The sequence below is a fragment of the Thermaerobacter composti genome (assembly GCF_033582035.1).
Classification (GTDB): domain Bacteria; phylum Bacillota; class Sulfobacillia; order Thermaerobacterales; family Thermaerobacteraceae; genus Thermaerobacter; species Thermaerobacter composti.
The window spans coordinates 578,494-598,599 of sequence record NZ_CP132508.1 but is presented as its reverse complement, the minus strand read 5'-3'; the positions used below and the strand labels follow the sequence as shown (position 1 = coordinate 598,599).

At 73.8% G+C, this 20,106-nt stretch carries 17 protein-coding genes; 1 reads left to right on the top strand and 16 read right to left on the bottom strand.

All coding sequences use genetic code 11. The features are described 5' to 3' along the window. Nucleotides 1–12: 12 nt before the first annotated feature. From Q5761_RS02430 to Q5761_RS02410, 5 genes are all read right to left on the bottom strand, one after another. Entirely contained in the window at nucleotides 13–717 is a 705-nt protein-coding gene (locus tag Q5761_RS02430) for an ABC transporter ATP-binding protein (protein ID WP_318751584.1), read from the bottom strand. Nucleotides 718–838: 121 nt separating this feature from the next. Further along, complete coding sequence (locus Q5761_RS02425; protein ID WP_318751057.1) at nucleotides 839–1,594, bottom strand: ABC transporter ATP-binding protein; 756 nt, start codon at nucleotides 1,592–1,594, stop codon at nucleotides 839–841. After that, the gene (locus tag Q5761_RS02420) at nucleotides 1,591–2,676 is read right to left on the bottom strand and encodes a branched-chain amino acid ABC transporter permease (protein WP_318751056.1); all 1,086 of its coding nucleotides are present in this window, start codon (nucleotides 2,674–2,676) and stop codon (nucleotides 1,591–1,593) included. The genes Q5761_RS02425 and Q5761_RS02420 overlap by 4 nt, the downstream gene beginning before the upstream one ends. After that, entirely contained in the window at nucleotides 2,673–3,557 is an 885-nt protein-coding gene (locus Q5761_RS02415) for a branched-chain amino acid ABC transporter permease (RefSeq protein ID WP_318751055.1), read from the bottom strand. Before Q5761_RS02415 ends, Q5761_RS02420 begins: the two co-directional genes overlap by 4 nt. A gap of 142 nt (nucleotides 3,558–3,699) precedes the next feature. Beyond that, nucleotides 3,700–4,941: an amino acid ABC transporter substrate-binding protein gene (locus tag Q5761_RS02410; RefSeq protein WP_318751054.1), complete on the bottom strand. Its 1,242-nt coding sequence runs from the start codon at nucleotides 4,939–4,941 to the stop codon at nucleotides 3,700–3,702. Nucleotides 4,942–5,261: 320 nt separating this feature from the next. Between Q5761_RS02410 and Q5761_RS02405 the strand changes: the two genes are divergently transcribed. Continuing rightward, nucleotides 5,262–5,390: a hypothetical protein gene (locus Q5761_RS02405; protein ID WP_256369301.1), complete on the top strand. Its 129-nt coding sequence runs from the start codon at nucleotides 5,262–5,264 to the stop codon at nucleotides 5,388–5,390. Between the two features lie 355 nt (nucleotides 5,391–5,745). On the opposite strand, the gene serA is transcribed toward Q5761_RS02405, so the two are convergent. The 11 genes from serA to Q5761_RS02350 all read right to left on the bottom strand — a co-directional run bounded on the left by serA (nucleotide 5,746) and on the right by Q5761_RS02350 (nucleotide 19,827). After that, on the bottom strand, nucleotides 5,746–7,590 hold the full coding sequence (gene serA, locus Q5761_RS02400) for a phosphoglycerate dehydrogenase (RefSeq protein WP_318751053.1): 1,845 nt from the start codon (nucleotides 7,588–7,590) through the stop codon (nucleotides 5,746–5,748). Next, nucleotides 7,587–9,131 (bottom strand): alanine--glyoxylate aminotransferase family protein, encoded by a 1,545-nt coding sequence (locus Q5761_RS02395; RefSeq protein WP_318751052.1) that lies wholly within the window; start codon nucleotides 9,129–9,131, stop codon nucleotides 7,587–7,589. Before Q5761_RS02395 ends, serA begins: the two co-directional genes overlap by 4 nt. An 831-nt stretch (nucleotides 9,132–9,962) precedes the next feature. Further along, complete coding sequence (locus Q5761_RS02390) at nucleotides 9,963–10,697, bottom strand: hypothetical protein (RefSeq protein WP_135224981.1); 735 nt, start codon at nucleotides 10,695–10,697, stop codon at nucleotides 9,963–9,965. Next, a complete protein-coding gene (locus Q5761_RS02385) occupies nucleotides 10,694–12,952 on the bottom strand; it encodes an ABC transporter permease (RefSeq protein ID WP_318751051.1) in 2,259 nt (752 codons plus the stop codon). Before Q5761_RS02385 ends, Q5761_RS02390 begins: the two co-directional genes overlap by 4 nt. Next, nucleotides 12,949–14,115, bottom strand: a complete 1,167-nt coding sequence (locus Q5761_RS02380; RefSeq protein ID WP_318751050.1) for an ABC transporter ATP-binding protein — start codon at nucleotides 14,113–14,115, stop codon at nucleotides 12,949–12,951. Before Q5761_RS02380 ends, Q5761_RS02385 begins: the two co-directional genes overlap by 4 nt. Nucleotides 14,116–14,230: 115 nt before the next feature. Further along, nucleotides 14,231–14,800, bottom strand: a complete 570-nt coding sequence (locus Q5761_RS02375; RefSeq protein ID WP_318751049.1) for a VanZ family protein — start codon at nucleotides 14,798–14,800, stop codon at nucleotides 14,231–14,233. Nucleotides 14,801–14,942: 142 nt separating this feature from the next. Beyond that, nucleotides 14,943–15,635, bottom strand: a complete 693-nt coding sequence (locus tag Q5761_RS02370) for an ATP-binding cassette domain-containing protein (RefSeq protein WP_318751048.1) — start codon at nucleotides 15,633–15,635, stop codon at nucleotides 14,943–14,945. Between the two features lie 22 nt (nucleotides 15,636–15,657). After that, nucleotides 15,658–17,004 (bottom strand): hypothetical protein, encoded by a 1,347-nt coding sequence (locus tag Q5761_RS02365; RefSeq protein WP_318751047.1) that lies wholly within the window; start codon nucleotides 17,002–17,004, stop codon nucleotides 15,658–15,660. Further along, nucleotides 17,001–17,663, bottom strand: a complete 663-nt coding sequence (locus tag Q5761_RS02360) for an RNA polymerase sigma factor (RefSeq protein ID WP_318751046.1) — start codon at nucleotides 17,661–17,663, stop codon at nucleotides 17,001–17,003. Before Q5761_RS02360 ends, Q5761_RS02365 begins: the two co-directional genes overlap by 4 nt. 544 nt (nucleotides 17,664–18,207) lie before the next feature. Next, on the bottom strand, nucleotides 18,208–18,678 hold the full coding sequence (locus tag Q5761_RS02355) for a DUF4260 family protein (protein WP_318751045.1): 471 nt from the start codon (nucleotides 18,676–18,678) through the stop codon (nucleotides 18,208–18,210). A 201-nt stretch (nucleotides 18,679–18,879) separates the two neighbouring features. Further along, a complete protein-coding gene (locus tag Q5761_RS02350) occupies nucleotides 18,880–19,827 on the bottom strand; it encodes an ROK family protein (protein WP_318751044.1) in 948 nt (315 codons plus the stop codon). Between the last annotated feature and the right edge of the window lie 279 nt (nucleotides 19,828–20,106).

The following is a 20,106-nucleotide window of genomic DNA, read 5'->3' as shown; positions in this document are numbered from 1 at the left end:
CGTTCCCAAGGGTCAGGCGCCCAGGTAGGCCCGGCGCACGTGCTCGTTCTCGCGCAGCGCCTGCGCCGGCCCTTCCAGCACGAGCCGGCCGGTCTTCAGGACATAGGCGTAGTCGGCGACCTGCAGGGTGTGGTACACGTTCTGCTCCACCAGCAGGATCGTCACGCCCTGGGCGGCGATCTCCCGGACGAACCGGAAGATCTCGTCCACCAGCTTCGGGGCCAGGCCCAAGGAGGGCTCGTCCAGCATCAAGACGCGGGGCTCGGCCATGAGGCCGCGGCCGATGGCGCACATCTGCTGTTCGCCGCCGGAGAGGGTGCCCGCCAGCTGGTGGCGTCGCTCCTTCAAGCGGGGGAACAGGGCGTAGACGCGCTCCAGGTGCTGGCCCACCCGCTGGCGCCGGGCCGGGGTGTAGGCCCCGAGGATGAGGTTCTCCTCCACCGTCATGCGGGGCCACAGCTGGCGGCCCTCCGGCACCAGCACCAGGCCGCGGGCGACGCGCTGGTGGGCCGGCAGTCGCGTGATGTCCTCACCAGCCAGCCGCACCCGGCCGGCCTTCAGCGGGAGGACTCCCGCCAGTGCCCGCAAGGTGGTGGTCTTCCCCGCGCCGTTGGACCCGATCAGAGCGACCACCGCGCCCTCGGGAACCCGAAGGCTGACCCCCCACACCACCTGGACGGCTCCGTAGGCGATCTCCAGGTCCACCGCCTCCAGCAGCGCCGGGCCGGCCGGCGAGGTCTCTTCCGACCCCTGCCGTGTCGGTTCGGACCCGCGCGTCCCCCGACGGGCCACCGTCTCCGCCTCAGCCGGACGGCCGGTTCGTCCCGGTCGATGAATCTCAGGTTCCGCCACGGGCTCCCACCTCCGCGGCCCGACCTAGATACGCCTCGACCACCGCCGGGTTGCGGCGAATCTCGTCCGGCGTGCCCTCGGCCAGCTTCTGCCCGAAGTTCAACACCGCGATCCGGTCGCAGACGGACATGACCGCCCGCATGTCGTGCTCGATGTAGACGATGGTCGTGCCGGCGTCGCGGATCTTCCGCAACAGCCCCATGACCTGCCGGGTCTCCGCGTCGGTCAAGCCACCGCAGATCTCGTCGCAGAGCAGCAGATCCGGCGCCGTGGCCAGGGCTCGGGCCAGCTCCAGCAGCTTCTGTTGCCCGACGGGGAGCACCGCCGCCGGGGACTCGGCCTGGGGCGCGAGCCCCACGAACTCCAGCACCTCGAGGACCCGCTCCCGGGCCTCGGCCGCCGAGCGCGGAGGACGCCGACCATAGCGGGCGGCCAGTTCGACGTTCTCGGCGACCGTCAGCGACCGGAACGGACGAACGATCTGGTGGGTTCGGGTGATGCCCAGCCGGACCCGCTGAAAGGCCTTGAGGCGGGTGACGTCGCGACCCCGGTAGATCACGCGGCCAGCGCTGGGCGCCAGCGAACCGGCGATCATGCTGAAGGTCGTGGTCTTGCCCGCGCCGTTGGGGCCGATCAGGCCGAAGATCGTCCCCTCCGGCACCACCAGGTCGACGTCCTTCACCGCGGCCAGGCCGCCGAAGTAACGGGTCAGACCCCGCACCTCGAGCACCGGCGCCGTCATGCCCTCACCCCTCCGCCCGGCACGGCGGCCGCAGGCGTCCGCCGGCGCCACACCACCGCGGCCAGCCGGCGCACGAGGCCCACCACGCCGCCGGGCTCGAAGAGGATCACAAGGATCAACAGGGCTCCGTAGATGCCCAGGTGCAGGTCGGGGAAGCGGGCGACCAGTTCCTCTTGGACGATGCCGTAGACGGCGCCGCCGATGACGGGTCCCCACACGGTGGCCAGCCCGCCGATCACCGGCATCAACAGGATCGCGACGCTGTTGTTGAAGCTGAAGACGCCGCTGGGATCGATGAAGGCGGCGTACCGTGCATAGACGCCTCCGGCCGCCCCGACCAGCGCAGCCGCCAGCGCATGCACGGCCAGCTTGTGTTGGAAGGCGTTGATGCCGATGTCGGCCGCCGCATCCTCGTCGTCCCGAATGGCCTGCAGCGCCAGCCCGAACCGGGACCGCGCCACCAGGATCGACAAGACCAGGGCCAGGGCAAAGAGCCCGACGGCCGTCAGGTAGTGCTCCTCCATGACGAAGCGAGCCCGTTCGACGACGCGATAGCCGCTGGCGGCACCGATGAACTGCAGGTTGTTCATCACCACGCGCACCGCCTCGTTGACGCCGATGGTGGCGATGGCGAAGTAGGGGCCGCGCAACCGGAAGGTGGGAACGCCGATGAGCAAGGAGGCCACCACTGCCACCAGCGCCGCACCGACGAAGGCGACATAGGGATCGACCCCGCCGGCCGTGATGAGCAGGGCCGCCGCGTAGGCCCCGAGGCCGTAGAAGACCGCGAAGCCGAAGGACACCTGACCGGCATAGCCTCCCACGAGGTTCCAGGCGATGCTGCTGGTGGTCCAGAGCAAGGTGGTGAAGAGCAGCCGTAGATTGCCCTGCCAGCCTGACAGCCCGAGCCCTGCCAGCACGACGATCAAACCCGCCGCGATGGCCAGGTCGCGACCTCCGGGGAGTCCTGGGCGCCTGCCCGCCCCCGGGGCGCGGCCGGCCGGAGCCGCAGCGACGCCCGCCTCCCCCCTGCGCGCTACCTCCGCGGGATCCCGTCGGCTTTCGGGGGACCGGGCCGTCATGCCGCCCGCCCCCTTCGCTCGAGCAGGCTGGCCACGCCCCCCGGCAGGGCCAGCAGGGCGACCACCAAGAGGGCGAAGGAGATGGCCATCTGGTACCCCGCGGGCACGAACTGCACGCTGAAGGTCTCCACCAGCGCCAGGATCAAGGCACCCAGGGCCACGCCGGTGAAGGACTCCAGCCCACCCAGCACGATGATGACGAAGGCGCGCAGCAGGAACGGTCGCCCGAAGTCCGGGTCGAAGGAGTACAGCGACGCCAGCAGCCCCCCGGCCAACCCCGCGAAGGCGATGCCGAGGCCAAAGCTCAGCCGGGCCGTCCTCGCCGTGTCGATGCCCACCAGCTGGCCGGCGAACGGATTCTGGGTCAAGGCGCGCACGGCTCGCCCGAACCACGTGCGGGTCAACATGAGCTGAAGGAGGACGAGGGAGACCACCGCCACGGCGAAGACCACCAGCTGGACCACGGACAGGGTCAGCGGACCCACCCGAATCGTCGCCAAGGTCATGTCCGTGTAGATGGAGCGGTCGTGATTGCCCCAGACGGCGTACCCCACATTCTGCAGGACCAGCCAGAGGCCAAAGAGCAGCAGCAAAGAGGGCAAGGTGGGCTGGTCGGCGACGGGGAGCCAGCGGACCAGCAGCCAGTGGACGGCCATGCCCACGAGGAAGAACACGGGAAACGCCAGGATGGCACCCACGATGGGGTGGACCCCCAAGCGATTGAACGACTCGAAGACGAAGTACGCCCCCAGCATCATGAAGCCCGCATGGGCCAGGTTGATGATCTTCATCACGCCGTAGATGATGGTCATGCCCAGGGACATCGTGGTGTAGATCCCCGCCAGCAGCACTGCTGCCACCAGCAGGTTGAGCACGTCCACCCAACCCAATGCCGCCTCGCCCCCCCTCGGCGAAGGAGGGACGCGACCCAGCGCGCGGACGGACGGCCGCGCCCCCTCCCGCCCGGTGCCGGATCGTCCCTTGTTGGGGAGGAACCGCCGCGGTCCGCCGAGCCCTCAAGGCTCAGCTGCCCGGTATCGGGGCTACGACCTCCCCTGTGGCTGCATCCTCGGGGTAGACGATGTCCACTTCCCCGCCGGGCTTGTTCTGGACGATGACAAAGGGCAGCTCCACCTGGCCGTTCTCCGAGAACTTCAGACGCTGGCCCGGGAGCAGCGAGTCGGTCAGCTCCACCTGGCGCAGGGCGTCCCGGATGGCCGTGGGATCCAGGTTGTCGGCTTCGTCGATGGCCTTGGCCAGGATGCGCATCGCATCGTAGGCGGTCGCGGCATACCACGAATCGGGCTCGCGGCCGTACTTGGCCTTGTAGTCGTCCACGAACTTCTTGACCTGCGGGTACGGAAGCTCTTTCGACCACCAGATGCCTGCGAAGATGTAGTCCACCGCGTCACCCAGCGCCTCCCGCGCCGCTTGTTCGGGGCCGCGGGCGCCGTAGCTGATCATCTTGTGCCGGAGGCCCATCTGCGTGTACTGGCGGTGCATGGTGATGTAGTCCTCGAGGTGGGCGTCGGAGAGGAAGATGTCCGCGTTCGCGTTCTTGACCTTCTGGAGGAGGCCCGAGAAGTCGGTTCCACCGAGTTCGAAGGTGTCCTCGACGACGATCTCGAAGTAGCCGGGGTGCTCCTGGATCCACTGCTTGATGCCGTTGGCGTAGTCCACCCCGTGATCGGTGTTCTCCACCACCAGGGCGATGGTCATGCCCTTCTCGAGTTTCCCTTGGTCCACGAGCCAACCGAGGAACTCGCCGGTGGTGTAGCCTAGCAGGTTGACGGGCGCCAACGTCCCAAAGGTGTACTCGTAGCCCTGATTGAAGATCGTGCTGGCCGCGGCGCCCGGCGTGATCCACGGGACCCGGTACCGGTCGGGCATGGGCGACTGGGCCTGCCCCAGCGCCGTGGAGTAGCCGCCGATGACCGCAACCACCTTGTCCTGCTCCATCGCCCGCTGGACCAGCGAGGCCGATTTCGCCTGGTCGGACTCGTCGTCATAGAACACCATCTCGACCGGCAGCTTCTTGCCGCCGACGTCGATGCCGCCGGCCGCGTTGATCTGGTCGATGGCCAGCTGGATGCCCTCGAGCTGATATTGACCGGGTTTCGCCTCCCGGCCGCTGCGCGGCAGCACCACGCCGACCTTGATGCTCTCGGCGGACGAACCGCCCTCGCCGGGACCGCCGCTGGAGGCTCCCTCGCCGCCACCGGCTCCGCCGCACGCCGTCAACGCCGTGAGCGCCAGCGCAAGCACGGCGGCCAGGTGCCACCGGACACGCCGTGGGACGGGTGGTCGGCGATGCCCGCCATCCCGTCCGCAGCGTCCCGCAGCGAACCCCGGTTCCCGCCGGGGTTCGGCCCCGAACGCCGCCGCCGTTATACGCGCTCCCTCCCGCCGGCGCGGGATGCAGCCCGCCCGTCGGCTTCCGCTCCGACCTCGCACTTGCGATCCCCCCGGTGAGTGAAGCTCGCCCTGGATCGCCATCCTTTTTGGCGAAGGCACCCGACGAATCCTGCCCTTCGTCGGGAAACGCAGCCGACGCGCAGGGCCGGCCTCCCGGGGAGGGACGCGCCGTGGACGGAGAACGGCAGGGCGCCGGCAACGGGGCCGGCGCCACGGCCATCAAGTACGGGGCCTGGATCATCATGCTCCTGGCGGTGCTCTACTTCCTGGCCAACTACGTGATCCCCCTGTTCCGGTAGCGGAGCCCTGGGTACGGGAGGGGGAGGGCCGGCCCGACGGGGCGTACACCGCGCGGGCCCGGCCGACCCCCTGTCACCGAACGGCTGGCGGGCCCCTTCGCGGGGTGCCTCGTCGCCGTGGCAGCGACTGCGCCGACTGCAACCCGGGGATCCGCGGACGGCGGCCCGACCTACCGAGCAGGCAATCCCAGGCAGCGGCCGGCTGCGCCGGCATCCCCGGACCCGGGCGGCAGCGGCTGCGCCCGCAGCATCCCGGGTCCCGGGCGGCGGCTGCCGCGCCTGCGGCGTCCCGGGTCTCGGGCGGCGGCTGCCGCGTCTACGGCGTCCCGGGAACCAGCGAGCCGCGGGGGGCGGCCTAGCTGGCCCGCTCCCGCGCGGCGCCGGGACGGTCGGGCCGCGCCTGCGGGGGCCCCTCCCCGGCGTCCTCGTCCCCGCGGAGCGGGGCGCCGGCTTCGTCCCACCCCGTCGCCGGCCGCGTCCCCGCCTCCCGGCCGATGCCGCCGGCGAGCCGTCCCGGTCCCCGCCCAAGACCGCTTCCCTGCCGTCCCGCGTCGGCGGCCGCTGCGCCACCCACCGTCGGCGACGGCACGGGCGCGAGCAAGGCCGGCGGAATCTCCACCAGCCGCGCCTCCCCCATCCCCGGCAGGCGGCGGATCTCGTCCAGCAGCGCCGCGGGCACCGGATCGTCGAGGGCCAGGACCATGATCGCCTCGCCCCGCACCTGCCGGCGCGCCACCTGCATGGCGGCGATGTTGATCTCCCGGGCGCCGAGCAGGCTGCCCACCTTGCCGATCATGCCGGGCCGATCGTGGTGCCGGGTCATGAGCAGCCGCGCCGCCGGCACCATGTCCAGGGGCAGCCCGTCCAGGTGGACCAGCCGCGGCAAGCCCTCGGGGGTGAGGCTGCCCGCCACCGCCCGGCGGACCGCCCGGCCCCCGGCCAGTTCGACCACCGGCACGGGCAGGTCCGGGTGGCGCTCGCTGCGCCAGCGCAGGGACAGACCGCGCCGCGCGGCCAGGACCGGGGCGTTGACCGTGTTGACGGGCCCGTCGACCACCCCGGCCAGCAAGCCCTTCAGGGCCGCCCCGGCCAGGAGCTCGAACCCCCGTTCCGAGGGGAGGTCGCGGGCCGCCACCCGCAGCTCCAGGTCCTCCAGCGGCCCGCCCAGCCCCTCGCGATAGATCAGGCCGACCAGCTCGGCCACGGGGGCCAGGGGCCCCGCCGCATGCCAGTCGCTGTCCGACAGGCGCGGCAGGTTGACCGCCCCCCGCACCGGCTGTCCCCGCAGGGCCCGCAGGACCTGCTCGGCGATGGCCCGGGCGTTGTACGCCTGAGCCTCCCGGGTCGACCCGCCCAGATGGGGTGTGGCCACCACGTTGGGCAAATCCAGCAGGGGGCTCTCCCCCGGCGGTTCCGTGGCGAAGACGTCGAGCCCCGCCCCCGCCAGCCGGCCCTCGACCAACGCTCGATAGAGGGCTTGTTCGTCCACGATCCCGCCCCGGGCGGTGTTGATGAGATAGGCGCCGGGACGCATGCGGGCCAGCGCCGCCGCGTCGATCAGGTTGCGGGTGGCGTCGGTCAGCGGCGTGTGGATGCTGACCACGTCGGCCCGGGCCAGCAGCGTCCCGAGGTCCACCGGCTCGGCGCCCAGCTCCCGGATGCGGCCCTCCGGCACGTAGGGGTCGCAGGCCAGCACCGCCATCCCGAAGGCGCGGGCCCGGTGGGCCACCTCCTGGCCGATGCGGCCGAAGCCGACGAGCCCCATGACCTTGCCGCGCAGCTCCTCTCCCACCCAGCGGGACCGCTCCCAGCGGCCCTCGCGCAGGGACGCGGCGGCGGGGAGCAGCCGCCGCACCAGGGCGAGGAGCAGCGCGAACACGTGCTCGGCCACGGCCACGGTGTTGCCGTCGGCCACGTTGACCACGACGATGCCCCGCTCCGTGGCGGCATCGAGGTCGATGTTGTCGACCCCCACCCCGGCCCGGCCGATGACCCGCAGCCGCGGCGCAGCAGCGATGAGGTCGGCGGTGACCTTGACCCGGCTGCGGACGATCAGGGCGTCGGCCTCGGGCAGCAGTTCGCGCCGCAAGGTCTCGGTGCTGGCTCCGGCGGCGTCGATCACCTGGCAGTGTTCGTCCAGCAGGGCCAGCCCGTCCCGGGGGAGCGGATCGGCGACCACCACCCGTGGCTTGCGCGTCATGCGCCCACCTCCCGGGCATCGCCCGCGGCCCGGGCATCGCCCGCGGCGGCTGCGGCGGATCCCGTGCGGCCCCGGGGGGACGCCGTGACCGGGGACGAACCGGCCGACGCGGCCGCGTCTCCCGCGCCGGACGCCGATTGCCGACGGAAGGCCTCCCACACCGCCTGTGCCGCGGCCCAGGCGCTGCCGGTGCCCGCCCGCGCCGGCGCTGCCGACGGGGCGCCCCCCACCGCCGCGGCCGTGCCCCGCGCCTCTCCGGCGCCCCCTGGACCGGCGGCAGCGGAACGAGCCCCCGCGGCACCCGGATGCCGGCCCGGGCCCGCGTCCCGGGGCTCCGCCTCCGCCAGCGCGGGCGCCAGCACCGCGTCGAGGGCGGCCATGCCGGCCAGCACGTCGGCCGGGCTCACCGCCCCCATGTGGCCGATGCGGAAGGCCCGGTCCTTGAGACGGCCCTGGGCGCTGACCACCACCACGCCGTGTTCGTCCTCCAGGCGACGGATTACCTCGGCGGGCCGAATCCCGGCGGGGAGGAGCACCGCCGTGACCGTGGGCGAGGCGTCCTCGTCCCGGACCAGGGGCTCCAGGCCCAGCGCCCGCACCCCTGCCCGCACCATGGCCGAGAGCAGCCGGTGCCGGCGGTAGACGTTCTCCTCCCCCTCCGCGGCGATGCGCTCCAGCGCTGCCTGCAGGCCGAACCACAGGGTGACGGCCGGCGTGTAGGGGAAGTCCCCGTCCCCGGCCAGGTACGGGCGCAGGTCCCAGGTGAACCGGGGCAGGCGCGCCCGTTCCACCGCCTCCAGGGCCCGCGGCCCCAGGGCGACGATGCCCAGGCCGGGCGGGGTCATCAGCGCCTTCTGGGAGCCGGTGACCGCCACGTCGATGCCCCACGCGTCCATGGCCACGGGCACCGCGGCGAAGGAGCTCACCATGTCGACCAGCACCAGGGTCTCCGGGGCCGCCTCGCGGATGGCCGGCACCAGCCGGTCCAGGGGCAGCAAGGCGCCGGTGGAGGTCTCCGAATGGGTGAGCAACACGGCGTGGTAGGGCCGGGCGCCGCCCCGCAGACGCGCCACGACCTGCTCCACCGTGGGGACCTGCCCCCACGGGACTTCCAGGCGGTCGACAGCGAGCCCGTACGCCTCGGCGATGGCGGCGAAGCGGTCGCCGAACAGGCCCATCACCACCGCCAGCACCCGGTCCCCCGGCGACAGGGTGTTGACCACCGCCGCCTCCAGGGCACCCGTGCCCGAGCAGGGGAACACCACCACCCGGCCCTCGGTGCGGAAGAGCCGGCGCAGCCCCTCCAGCACGAAGCCGCTGACCCGGTCGAACTCGCGGCTGCGGTGCAGGACCACCTGCCGGCCACAGGCGGCCCGCACCTCATCGGGGACGGCGGTGGGTCCCGGCGACAGGAACACCTTCGCCGGACGAACCGGCTCGCGACGACGCCTGTCGACCCGCTCGGCGTCGCTCTCGCCGGCCGGTCCCGCGGCCGGCTGGGCGGAGAAGGCTCCGGCCACCCTCTCCAGCGGCTGGTGCATGGCGACACCCTCCTTTGGGCGAGCCGGGCAGCGGTGCCCGGACGGTCGAAGCACCCTCGCGATCCCCCGGCAACGCCGCGCGCCGCGTACCGGGTCGGACCCCGGGGCGCGGGAGACCGGGGGGACTACGCCCCCGCAGCAGGCCCCAGAACGCCGGGTCGCGCCTCGAGACGCGATCCCGAGCGCCGCTCCCGGACCCGCCCCGACCACCGCACGCGAAGGGGGGCCCGGGAGGGGACGTCTTGGCCCGCACAGCCCCTTGCAGCCGAGCCTCCTGCACGCCAGGCCAGGGGGCCCGGAAGGGACGTTCCGGCCCGCGCGGCCCGCGGCGACGGGCCGGCAACGGGGCAGGAAAACACGAGAACCCGTCCCTTCCGGGACGGGTTCTCACCCGCGGTGCCACCCCGCTTGACCTCGCGCGCATCGGACCGGGCGGCTCGCGACCGGCATCCGCCCGATGGATGCCCTTCGCTGCCGGCCGGCGCCCGCCCGGTGGCGAGGCCCCCTCTCGGCCGTTAACGGCGGCCTGCCGGACCCCTTCCGATCCCTGCCGGACCCTCGGGGCCACCTCCGGGGTGGATTCCCCTGCCCGCCCCACCGGCTCGCACCATCCGCCGGCTCTCTGGCGGCAGCGTCAGCAGGGTACTAGCCCCTTCAACGGCGCCTCGACCATCGTTCAGGTTTGGGCGGGATTCTAGCACAGGCGCCCCGGCCAGGCAAGGCGGCGTCGCGGGGATTTTGCGAATGTTCGTCGGCGTCAGGAATCGATCTTTCGACAGCGCGGCATTCGCGGACGTGCCTCCGTAGCTCGCGAGGCCCCGCGTCATCGCGTCATCCTTGACGGAGGAACCGCTCGTTCCTCCGGTAGCGTTCGGCCGTCGCCAGCGCCGCCAGGCCAGCCAGGCCCACCAGCGCCCAGCGGTTCGCGACCAAGGCGGGCGGCAGCGGCTGTCCCAGGGCCAGGGCTTCCACGATGGCAGCGGGATCGACCCCGGCCGCGCGCAAGCCGCCACTGGCCGCGAAGAGGTAGAGCGACCCGGTGAGGTCGCCGCGGGTGACGGCCTCCAGCGCCCACCAGGCCACGGCCGCCCCGGCGCCGGCCACCGGGGTCCGGACGAGCACGGCCACCAAGGCTGCCAGAGCGCCGAGCCAGGCCGCGGCGGGCAGCGCGAGGCCCACCGCCCGTAGGCCGGTCCCCCAGGGGGCTCCCCCGGCTGGGGCCAGCCGGAGAACGGCCACGGTGGTCATCCCGAGGGCGACCAGGAGGTAGGTCGCCAGCGCCAAGCCGATCCGCTCTAGCACGACCACCGTCCGGCGAAACGGCAGCGCCCGCCAGAGTCCCGGCCGCCGCCCCTCCACGTCCGCCCACAGGGACACGGTCACGGGCAGGACGGCCAGGACCAGGAACTCCTCGACGAGCCGCAACAGGGTGTGCAGCGCCAGGGGGTGCCCTATCAGCCGCTCGGGCCACACCAACACCGGGACGAACGCCAAGCCCAACACCGCGGTGACCGCCAGGCCTGGTCGCGCCAAACGGAGGTGCAATCGCACCAGACCGGCGCTCATCGCGTCATGACCTCCCTCAGGTCCGCGGCCGTCAGGGGCCGCCGGGCGGCCAACTCACGCAGCCGGCTCAACCGGGCCGTCACCTCAGAACGGGGCGTGCCGAGGAGCCAGCGCTGCACCTCTTCGTACCGCGGTCCGTTGGGCAGATTCTCACAGGGTCCCTGCGGCGGCGCCCCCCCGGCCCCCGGGGCGGTCGGCGCGTCGCCGCCGGGGGTCGGAAACGGCGGGCCTGCCGGCGTCCGACCTGAGGACGCACCCACCACATCGGCGAGAACGGCAAGCAGGCACCCCTCGGCGTCGCCTGCCACCTCCCGGCGTCCGTAGAGCACGGCTTGCGCCACCTGTTGCGGAACCAAAATGTTGGAGCCACGCTCGATGACCGTGCCGGTGTCCGGATCGAGGTGGACCCAATGGGCGTCGCCGCGACCAGGGGGCAGCGTGACCACCCGGGGTCGGACGGTCCGGCCGACCCAGCGGTAGGCCTCGACCAGGTCGCGGGCCCACCGCAGGGCATCGTCGCGGCTCCCCAAGTCCTCAGGGGAGTACCAGATTTCCGCGCTAGAGTCGTTCGCTTGCACCAGGTGCCCACCTACCAGTTCCAGGAAGGCCGTGGTGCCTCGCATCACGGTCACCGGTCCCCAGGGCCTCTCCACGGTCTGCAGATTCGACAGCACGGGATACCGACCCGCATGGCGAACCGTCACCTGGAACGATGCCCGCAAGCTCTCCGGGACGTACGGCGGCCGGGGCGCCGCGACGCCCGCCCACCGGATGACGTCGGCGGAGGTCCTGTCCGGACCTTCGCCAAACCACCAGACCTCTTGACCGCCGCCGTCCGGGTCGGCGTGGGTGGCAAGGACCCGGGCCAAGGTCACCGCTCCCGGCAACGGGTACCAGCCATAGGACGGCGGCAGGCTGAGGCTGGCGGGCCCCACCTGGGCACCTCGCATGGGTGGCGGCGCGATGGTCATGCCCGCCGTCCGCACCGGCGGGTATTCGAAGGGCAACAACCACTGGTCGACGCGTCCCCGGTAGGACAGGGCGACCGTCGCCGCCCCGCGGGGTGGCAAGACCAGGCCTTGGATGCGGATGACATCGCCTTCCTGGGACCAGCGGACGGCATCGCCGCCCGGCGCCATCACCTGGAGCCGGGTCACGGTGAAGACGTGGCGAAGGGTGAGGACGGGATCCTCCACGGCCTCGCGGCCGCGGTTCTCCAGGCGGAGCCGGGCATGGACGACGACCTCCGGCGCCCGGCGGGCGTCGACGTCGAGTTCGTAGCGGCTGATGGCGAACGGGGGCGCCGGATCCGGCTCAGGACCAGCATAAAGGGAAGCAACCCCGTTCCGGGCGTAGTGCAGCAGCTCAGCACGGGCGGCGTCCGCCTGGGCATACAAGGTGGCGACGAAGCCTGCCGACGATGCCAGGGTGAGCAGCACAAGGGCGGCTGCGGTCATTCGCAAGCCCCATCGCACCCGTGTCTTGACCCAACGGCGCCGGCGGTAGGCCAGGGCCAGGGTCACCACCACGACCCCGGCCGCCGCCAGGTACAGCACCCGATGGGCGACAAACAGGGGCACGTCTTCGGCGAGGGCCGCCAACGCGACGTCCTGCCAATCCCCAGGGAGCATCCCCGAGCCGGTCCACTGTAGAAGCCACGCCACGGGGATGAAGGGTCTGACGAGAGATTGGAAGACATATGGTCCCACAAGGCCCGCCAGCCACGTGGCCAGGATCGCCGCGAACAGCGGCAGACCCCGCAAGCCCAGCCCCAACGCGCCGCCGAGGACACCGGCCCACAGCGCTCCCGAAACGATCCACAGCGTCAGCAGGCCCCACTCGGCGAGCACGTAACCCCATGGTAGTCCGGCCGACCGGGCCAGTATGGCCATCCGCACCGCCGGCGGCACCACCGCCCCCAGGGCCGCCAGCAGAGCCAGGGGTGCCGTCCCGGCGAACTTGCCCAGGACCAGGGCTGCCTTGTCCACCGGCCAGGACCACAGCACCGCGGCGCTGTCCTCATCCCGCTCGGGATCGGCCGCCAGCCCCGCCAGCACCATGACCCCCACCTGGAGGAAGGCGAGGAACTGGGCCGCCTGCTGAAGGACGCCGGCTCCGGTCTCCGCCACGGTTTGGGTCACGGTCACCAGGCCGGTGGCCAGGCCGCCGGTCGCGGCGGCCGGCAACCACCAGCTGCGCCGCACCCGGGTCCAGGTGTAGCGGGCCGCCGTCCGGAAGGAAGCGGGCCAGCTCACGGCCTGCCCCCCTTCCCATGGGAGGGCGAACCGGCCCCGCGGCCCCCGGGGGCCCCGCCGGCGGCGTCGCCCTCCGCCGGCCCCGCCGGTTCCTCCCGATCCGGCGCCTCCGGACCGGTCACCCGCTGCGGCGGTGGCGCCCCAGCCGGTTCCTCCCCATGCGCCGGCTCCGCCTCACCCACGGGCCACGGCCGGTACTCCCTGCCGGAGCTTCCCGTTCCCGGCCGCCCGGCCGCCAGGCCCCGCAGCAGGGCCACGTAGCCGTCTTCCACCCGGGGTTCGGCGGGACGGGCTCCCGGCGGCCGGTGCCAGGCCAGCACCCGCAGCAGGGCGGTGCCCCCCTCCCGGCGGGACGAGACCACCACGGCCCCTTCGGGCGCACTCCCTTCCACCTCCCAGACCAGGCCCGCGGCACAGGCGGCCAGGTCCTGGGGCGGTCCCAGCCAGCGCAGCCGCCCACCGGCGATGACGGCCACCTCCTCGCAGGTGGCAGCGATGTCCTCCACCACATGGGTGGAGAAGATGACCAGCCGCTCGGGGCCCAGGCTGCCCAGGAGCTGGCGGAAGCGGACGCGCTCCTCGGGGTCGAGCCCCGCGGTGGGCTCGTCCAGCAGGATCAGGGAGGGATCCCCCAGGAGGGCCATGGCGATGCCCAGGCGCCGGCGCATGCCGCCCGAGAGGCGGCCGGTCCGGACATGGCGCACGTCCAGAAGACCCACTTGCTCGAGCCGGTGCTCGATCTCCCGCCGGCGGGCGGCCGAGTCGGCGATCCCCTTGAAGATGGCGGCGAAGTCCAGGGTCTCGTAGACCGTCAGCTGGGGGAACCAGCCGCCTTCCTGCGGGAGATAGCCCAGGTGCTGGCGGACCGCGTGCTGGTCCCGGGGCAGGGTCCAGGGCCCGATGCGGACCTGCCCCCGGCTGGGTTCCACCAGGGTCGCCAGGATCCCCAGCAGGGTGCTCTTGCCGGCTCCGTTGGGCCCCAGAAGACCCAGCACGCCGGGTCCCCAGGCCAGGTTCACGTCGTCGAGGGCCACCTTCCGGCGGCCGTAGATCTTGCTGACGCCGGTCAGGTGCAGCCGAAGGCCCGTGTCCTCTCCTGCGCTGGCCGTGGCGGCCGCGGGACCGCCCGGGCGCCGTGAGGCAGCGTGACGGCTCGCGTCCATCCTCCACCCTCCCCGCACCGTCTCTTCCACCCGGAGGGACGGGCGAGATGGCCGGGCGTTCCCCACAAGCAGCACGCCGGCCGGGAGGATCCGGCCGGCGTGCTTGCCCTGCCGCCTACCGAGGGCGCACTTGCCCTCTTGCCTTGCCCTCTTTGCCCTCTTGCACAGAATCTCGCGAACTTGCTTGTTGCGGACTTGCCCAGGCATGCTTGAACCCGAACCCAGCCGCCCGGGCGGCCCCGTAGCCGAGCAAGGCACCGACAACGTTAAGCAGCAGGTCGTCGACGTCCCAGGAACCGGTCCCCAGGAGGAACTCGGCCGTCTCCAGGACACCGCTGGCGATCAAGGCGCTGACGGCAACGTGCCGGGCCTGTGCCCGCCGCGGCCAGCACCAGGCCCAGAGGACTCCCCACGGCACGAAAAGCAGCACATTACCGGCCAGGTTTTGTATTGCGACCCCGGGCGAGGGCTCACCGGCCAGATACCCAGCAATGGTGCGAAAGGGAACCAGGTTCACGGACCAGCGCCAGCGGGCCGCGAACCATTCAGGGCCGAAACGGTCACGCCACAGCGCCACGGGGAGCTTGAACACCGTGACACGCAGGAGCACCGCCACGTACACCCCAAAGGCCAGGGCCCGCAGCCAGCCCCACCCCTGCCACCACCGGACCTGCTGGCGACCCACCGGTACAGCCCCCTCGTCCCTGCTTCTTGGCCGGCATTGCACTAAGGCTGCTGTCTTCTTACACCCGCAGCCCCCGGGAGCTCCGCTCAGGCTATCCGGGCCAGACAGCGGGCAGCGTGCAGCCTCAATTGTGCAGCCCCGCTCACCGCCCCGGCAGGACCAAGCACTGGTCCGCCAGGTCGACCAGCCGCCCCTCGCTGTCGACCACCACCGCCCACACCGGCCGCCTGCCGGCGGCCGCCGCCCGGTATTCCTCCAAGGCGGCCCGCAACAGGATCACGCCGTCGTGGTCCAGGCCCCGGGCGGGTTCGTCCAGGATCCACAGGGCCGGGCGCGCCAGCAGGCTCTGGGCCAGCAGCCAGCGGCGCCACTGGCCGCCCGAGAGCTCCTCCAGGCGCTGGCCGGCCGCACCGTCCAGGCCCCATCGCCGGAGGGCCGCGGCCACCGCCTTCCGTGGCTCCGGCACGGCCCGCAAGGCCGCCAGATAGGCCAGGGCGGCCGCCACCTTCATCCCCCGGACCACGCGGCCTTCCTGGGGCACGTAGCCGGTGCATCCCCGGACCGCGGCCAGGGCGCCGGGCCCTGCCCCGGGGAAGGAGACCGGCTCCCCGCCGGGAGCCGGCCAGGGGTAGTGCACCTGCCCCCGGCGAGGAACGGCCAGCGTCGCCAGCACCCGGAGCAACAGCGACTTGCCCGCCCCCGGCGGCCCCGTGACCAGCACCACCCCGGGAGCCAACACCGTGTCCGGGACCGCCACGGGCTGCCGGCCCGGCAGGACCAGCCCCTCCCACGCCAGGCGCTGCACCCCGGCCAGGGTCAGGGGCACGGGATCCATCCCCCCACGCCACGAGCCCAGTTCATGCGGCGACCTCCCCGGCACCCGCCTGCTTGGCCAGTCCCCACCCCAGCAGGGTCGCCAGAAGGAGCATGGCGACCTGCACGGCCACCGCCGGCACGGGGCCCGCGGCCAGCGGGTTCCAGGGACCAAGCCAGTGCCCCCCCAGGGTCACGGCCGTCCAAAGCCCGGCGGAGGCCAACATCGCGCCCAGGGTGCCCGCGCGCATGTGCCACCACAGGGCCCACGCCGCCGCCAGCCAGAGGGGCGCCAGCCGGGCCAGGATCACCCCCAACGTCCCGCCGGGGCTCCCGCCCGGCACACCGGCCGCCGCCCCCGCGGCCGACCACGCCAGCACGGTGTCTGGAGCGGGACCCCCGGGCGGCAGGCCCATGAACGCCTGCACCGCGGCCGGCTGGATCCACCCCGTCACCAGGATGAACAGGGTCGCCAGCAGGCCCGCCACGCCGGCCCGCGCCAGCAGCCGGCTGGCCGCAGGGAAGGGCGACAGGGTCTCCAGATCGGCCCATAGCATCTGCCGCCGGGGCCAGACGGCCGCCAGGGCCACCAGGGTGCCCAGCCAGGGCGCCACCAGGGCCAGGCTGTCGGCGGAGAGCAGGATGAGGCGCCAGCCGTCCAGTGCCAGCGGGCTTGCGGGACCAAGGGCTCCCGCCCCGTCGCCGGCCGCACGGAGCGCCGGGGTCCAGTCCGGCCAGAGCCCCCGGGCCGTCTCCACCGCCACCAGGTGCAGCACAAGGCCGCCGGCCATCAAAAGCAGCTGCAGGGCGAGAAACGACAGGGGAAAGCAGCGGGCTTCCGCGGCCAGAAGCCTCAGCAGCGGCACCAGACGAGGCCGCCGCGAACCGTCCGGGGCCAGGGCGGCCCAGTCCAGCGTCCCCCCGCCCGCCCCAGCCCGATCCGGCTCGCCGGTCGGTACGGCAACGGGCTCGGCCCCCTCCTGCGGCTGGGCCTCCTCCTGCCCGCCCGCCGTCTCCAGCAAGGCCCGGGTCACCCGGGCGACCAGGTCCTGGGGAACGGGTTCGGGGCGGGCCCGCAGGGCCGCGAAGTCCGCCCACAGGGCCTTCACCTCCGCCGGGGAGAGGGGATCGTCCCCCTCCCGGCGGGCCCCTTCCGCCGCTTCCTGCCAGAGCATCTCCCAGGCCTGCGCCGCGCCCTGGGAAACCGCCGTGGCCCGCGCAAGACGACGGTCGGCAGAGCCGGCGGCCGGACGGTGGTGCGGTGCCCCGCCCGGGACGCCGGCGGCCGGGTTGGGTGGCGCACGTCGTTCTTCCCCAGCCGGTGCGGGCGCGCTGGCCGCCGGCTCCCGCCGCTCGCCCGTCCGGCGACCCACCGCGTCAGGGCCCGTCATCGCCCGTCACCTCCCCCCTGGCCGCCCGCCGGTTCCAGCCCCCGGTCTAGCCTTTCAAGCGCCTGGCGCAGGCTCTTCAGCGCCCGGTGCAGGCGGGACTTGACGGTCCCTTCGGCTACGCCGAGAATGGCCGCCACCTCGGCCACCGGCCGTTCCTCCAGGATTCGCAGGACCACCACCTGGCGCCACGGTTCCGGCAGGGTGCCCAGGGCCGCCCGCAGCCTCTCGACCCGGGCCGCGCGGCCGGCGCGCCAGGTCACCACCTCCGCCGGATCGCAACCGGACCCATCCACCGCGGCCCCATCAGGGGAGGATCCGGCGTGCCATGGTGGCGGCCCCTCGGGCATGGCGGCCGCCAGGGCCACCCGCTGGCGGTACGCGCTGCGAGCCTCGTCCCGCAGCCGGTTCGTCAGGATGGTGTAGAGCCAGGGGCCCAGGCGGCCGGGAATGCGCCCGGCGCGGAAGCTGCCCAGCGCCCGGACCAGGGTGTCCTGCACCAGGTCCTGGGCAGCCTCTGGATCCGCTCCCAGGCGGCGGGCATAGCGGTACAAGCGGGGTGCCCAGTGCTCGGCCAGCCGCTGCAGGGCGGCCGGATCGCCCGCCCGCAGGCCGGCCTCCCAGGAGGGATCCTCCTCCGGCCCGCGGGAAGGCGCCCGCAAGGGGGCGGCCGCCCCGGGAAGAGTCCCGGGGCCTGGAACCCCGGGGCCAGCGGTCGCCTCGATCAAGGCCGAGCCCGGGCGCCCGTCCGCCCACGCGACCGCTTCGACCTGGCCGCCATCCCCTTTCCCGGCCCCGAGCCCTGCCCCATCGATCGGGCCGGTGCCGGCCGCGGCCCCGCGGTCCCGGGCGGGTTGCCGCGCGGGGCGGGGTGGCTCGAGGCTGCGCAGCCGCCACGGGATGTCCGCTGCATACCCGCCGCCTGCCAACGGTCCGATCCTCCTCCATCACCCACGGCCGCCCCATCCCCAGTCCAGCGCCGCCGTCCTGCTGAAGGGGCGCCGTGCCGGCCAGGAAGCGGCACCCCCTCCGATCCTGTGAGCTCCGGTCCTTTCAATACGACGAACCACCCTGCGCCGGGTTCCCGCCGGGGACCGGCCGGGGTGGGCCGGGGTGGGCCGGGGGGATCGCCCCAGGAATGCGCGAGTTGCGGGAGCGCCACGAAGCCGCTGGGGTGGACCCATCGCCGGGTCGCGCCCGGCTAGCTCACCAGCGCGGCCGGAGGGGCGCCTCATCGAGCTGCAGGTGGGTCGACCGCAGGTAGGGGTACAGCCGTAGCCCCCGGCCCAGGGCCCGGCTCAGCCCGATGTAGGCCAGCCAGCCCAGCAGGGGCAGGTAGACCCGACCTGCCAGCCACCATCCCCCAAGGCCCAGGAGCAGCGGCAGCACCGTGCTGTGGGCGGCGTTGTACAGGACGAACCAGCGGCGCGGGACCAGCGGTTCCGGCGCCTCTCCCGCCGGGCGCCGGCGGCCGCCGGTTCCCGGGGCCGGGGCGGAGCCATGCACCCCATCCCGCTCCAGGCGCCGTGCGGCCCAGCGGAAGAGAGCCGCACCGATCACCCCGGGCAGGACGAAGAACACGCCGAAGGCCGCCCAGCGGCCTCCGGCGGCCGCGTGGGCCGCCACCGCCGCCACGGCCAGGAGCAAACCCTCCAGCCGCAGCCACCACCGCGCCACGGCTTCCCCCTCCCCCGGACCCCGGGCACGGCCTCAGCCGGATGGCAGAGCCCCGGGCCCCGGGCCGCCCGGCAGGGCCGCGGGCCGCCCCGGGGGTGCCGTCCCGGGGCCTTGCTCCGACGCACCGACCGGCGATGCCGCCACCCGGCCGCTACCTTGCGCCCCTGCGGCCACGGGCGGCCGCTTCCACGGGCTGCCGCCTCAGCGGCGGTCAGCGCCGGGATGCGGTTCGTCCAGCAGGTCCCAGGCCAGCAGCGCCGCGCCCACCAGGCCCGCGTCCTGGCCCAGGGCCGCAGGCACCAGGCGGACCGCCGCCAGGTTGGCCGGCAGGGCGCGACGACGCATCTCGGCCTCCATGGCCGGCGCCAGCAACGAATAACGGGCCATCACCCCGCCGCCCAGCACCAGTCGATCGGGGTTGAACAGGTTCACCGCGCTGGCCAGCCCGATCCCCAGCAGCCGGGCGTACTCCTCCGCCACCGCCCGGGCCCGCTCGTCACCCGCGGCCGCCGCGTCCAGCAGCTCGCGGGCGGTCCACCGGCCGCCCGGCCGGCCCGGCGGCGGGCCGAGGCGCTCGGTGGCGAGACGCCCCAGGGCAGGCCCGGCGGCCACGGCCTCCCAACAGCCCCGGTTGCCGCAACCGCAAGCCGGCCCGTCGGGGTCGACGGTGGTATGGCCGATCTCCACCCCGTTGCCGTTGACGCCGCTGAACAGGCGCCCGCCGATCACCAGGCCGCCGCCGATGCCCGTGCCGACGGTGACGTACACCATGACCTCCGCCCCGCGGCCGGCACCCAGCCGGGCTTCGGCCAGGGCCGCGGCGTTGGCGTCGTTGTTGACGGCGACGGGCAAGCCGAGGCGCCCGGCCAGCTGGTCCCGCAGGGCGAAGCCGTTCCACCCGGGCAGGTTGGGGGTGCCTACGAACCGGCCTTCGGGCAGCAGCAGGGGACCGGGCGCGCCCACCCCCACCGCCTGCGGCCGGCGGCCGGCCTCTTCCGCCAGCTCCCGGACGGCGGCCGCGATGCGGTCCATGGCCGCCGCCGGGCCCGAGGGTGCGTCCGTGGGGAGCGTCCGGCTGGCCAGCACCCTGCCCTGGTGGTCGACCAGGCCGGCCGCGATCTTCGTGCCCCCGAGGTCGATGCCCGCCACCACGGGCTCCTCGCCCCGGCCGGCGGGGGGTGGGGATGCCGCGGAGGCTGCGGGGGCCGCGGGGTCCACGGCGGGCCGGGCGGCCGCCCGGTCGTTGCCGCCGGGACCGGCCCGGCCCGCTGCGTCCGATCCAGATGCTTGCCTATGGAAGGTTCCCGTCGTTCCCGTCATCGATCGCGCCTCGCAAACCGGATGATCCCGCGCACCCGGGCAAGATCCCGCCCTAGGGTTCACCGGGTGGCGCCGCAGGTCCTCTTGGCACCCGTCGCACCCGTCCCT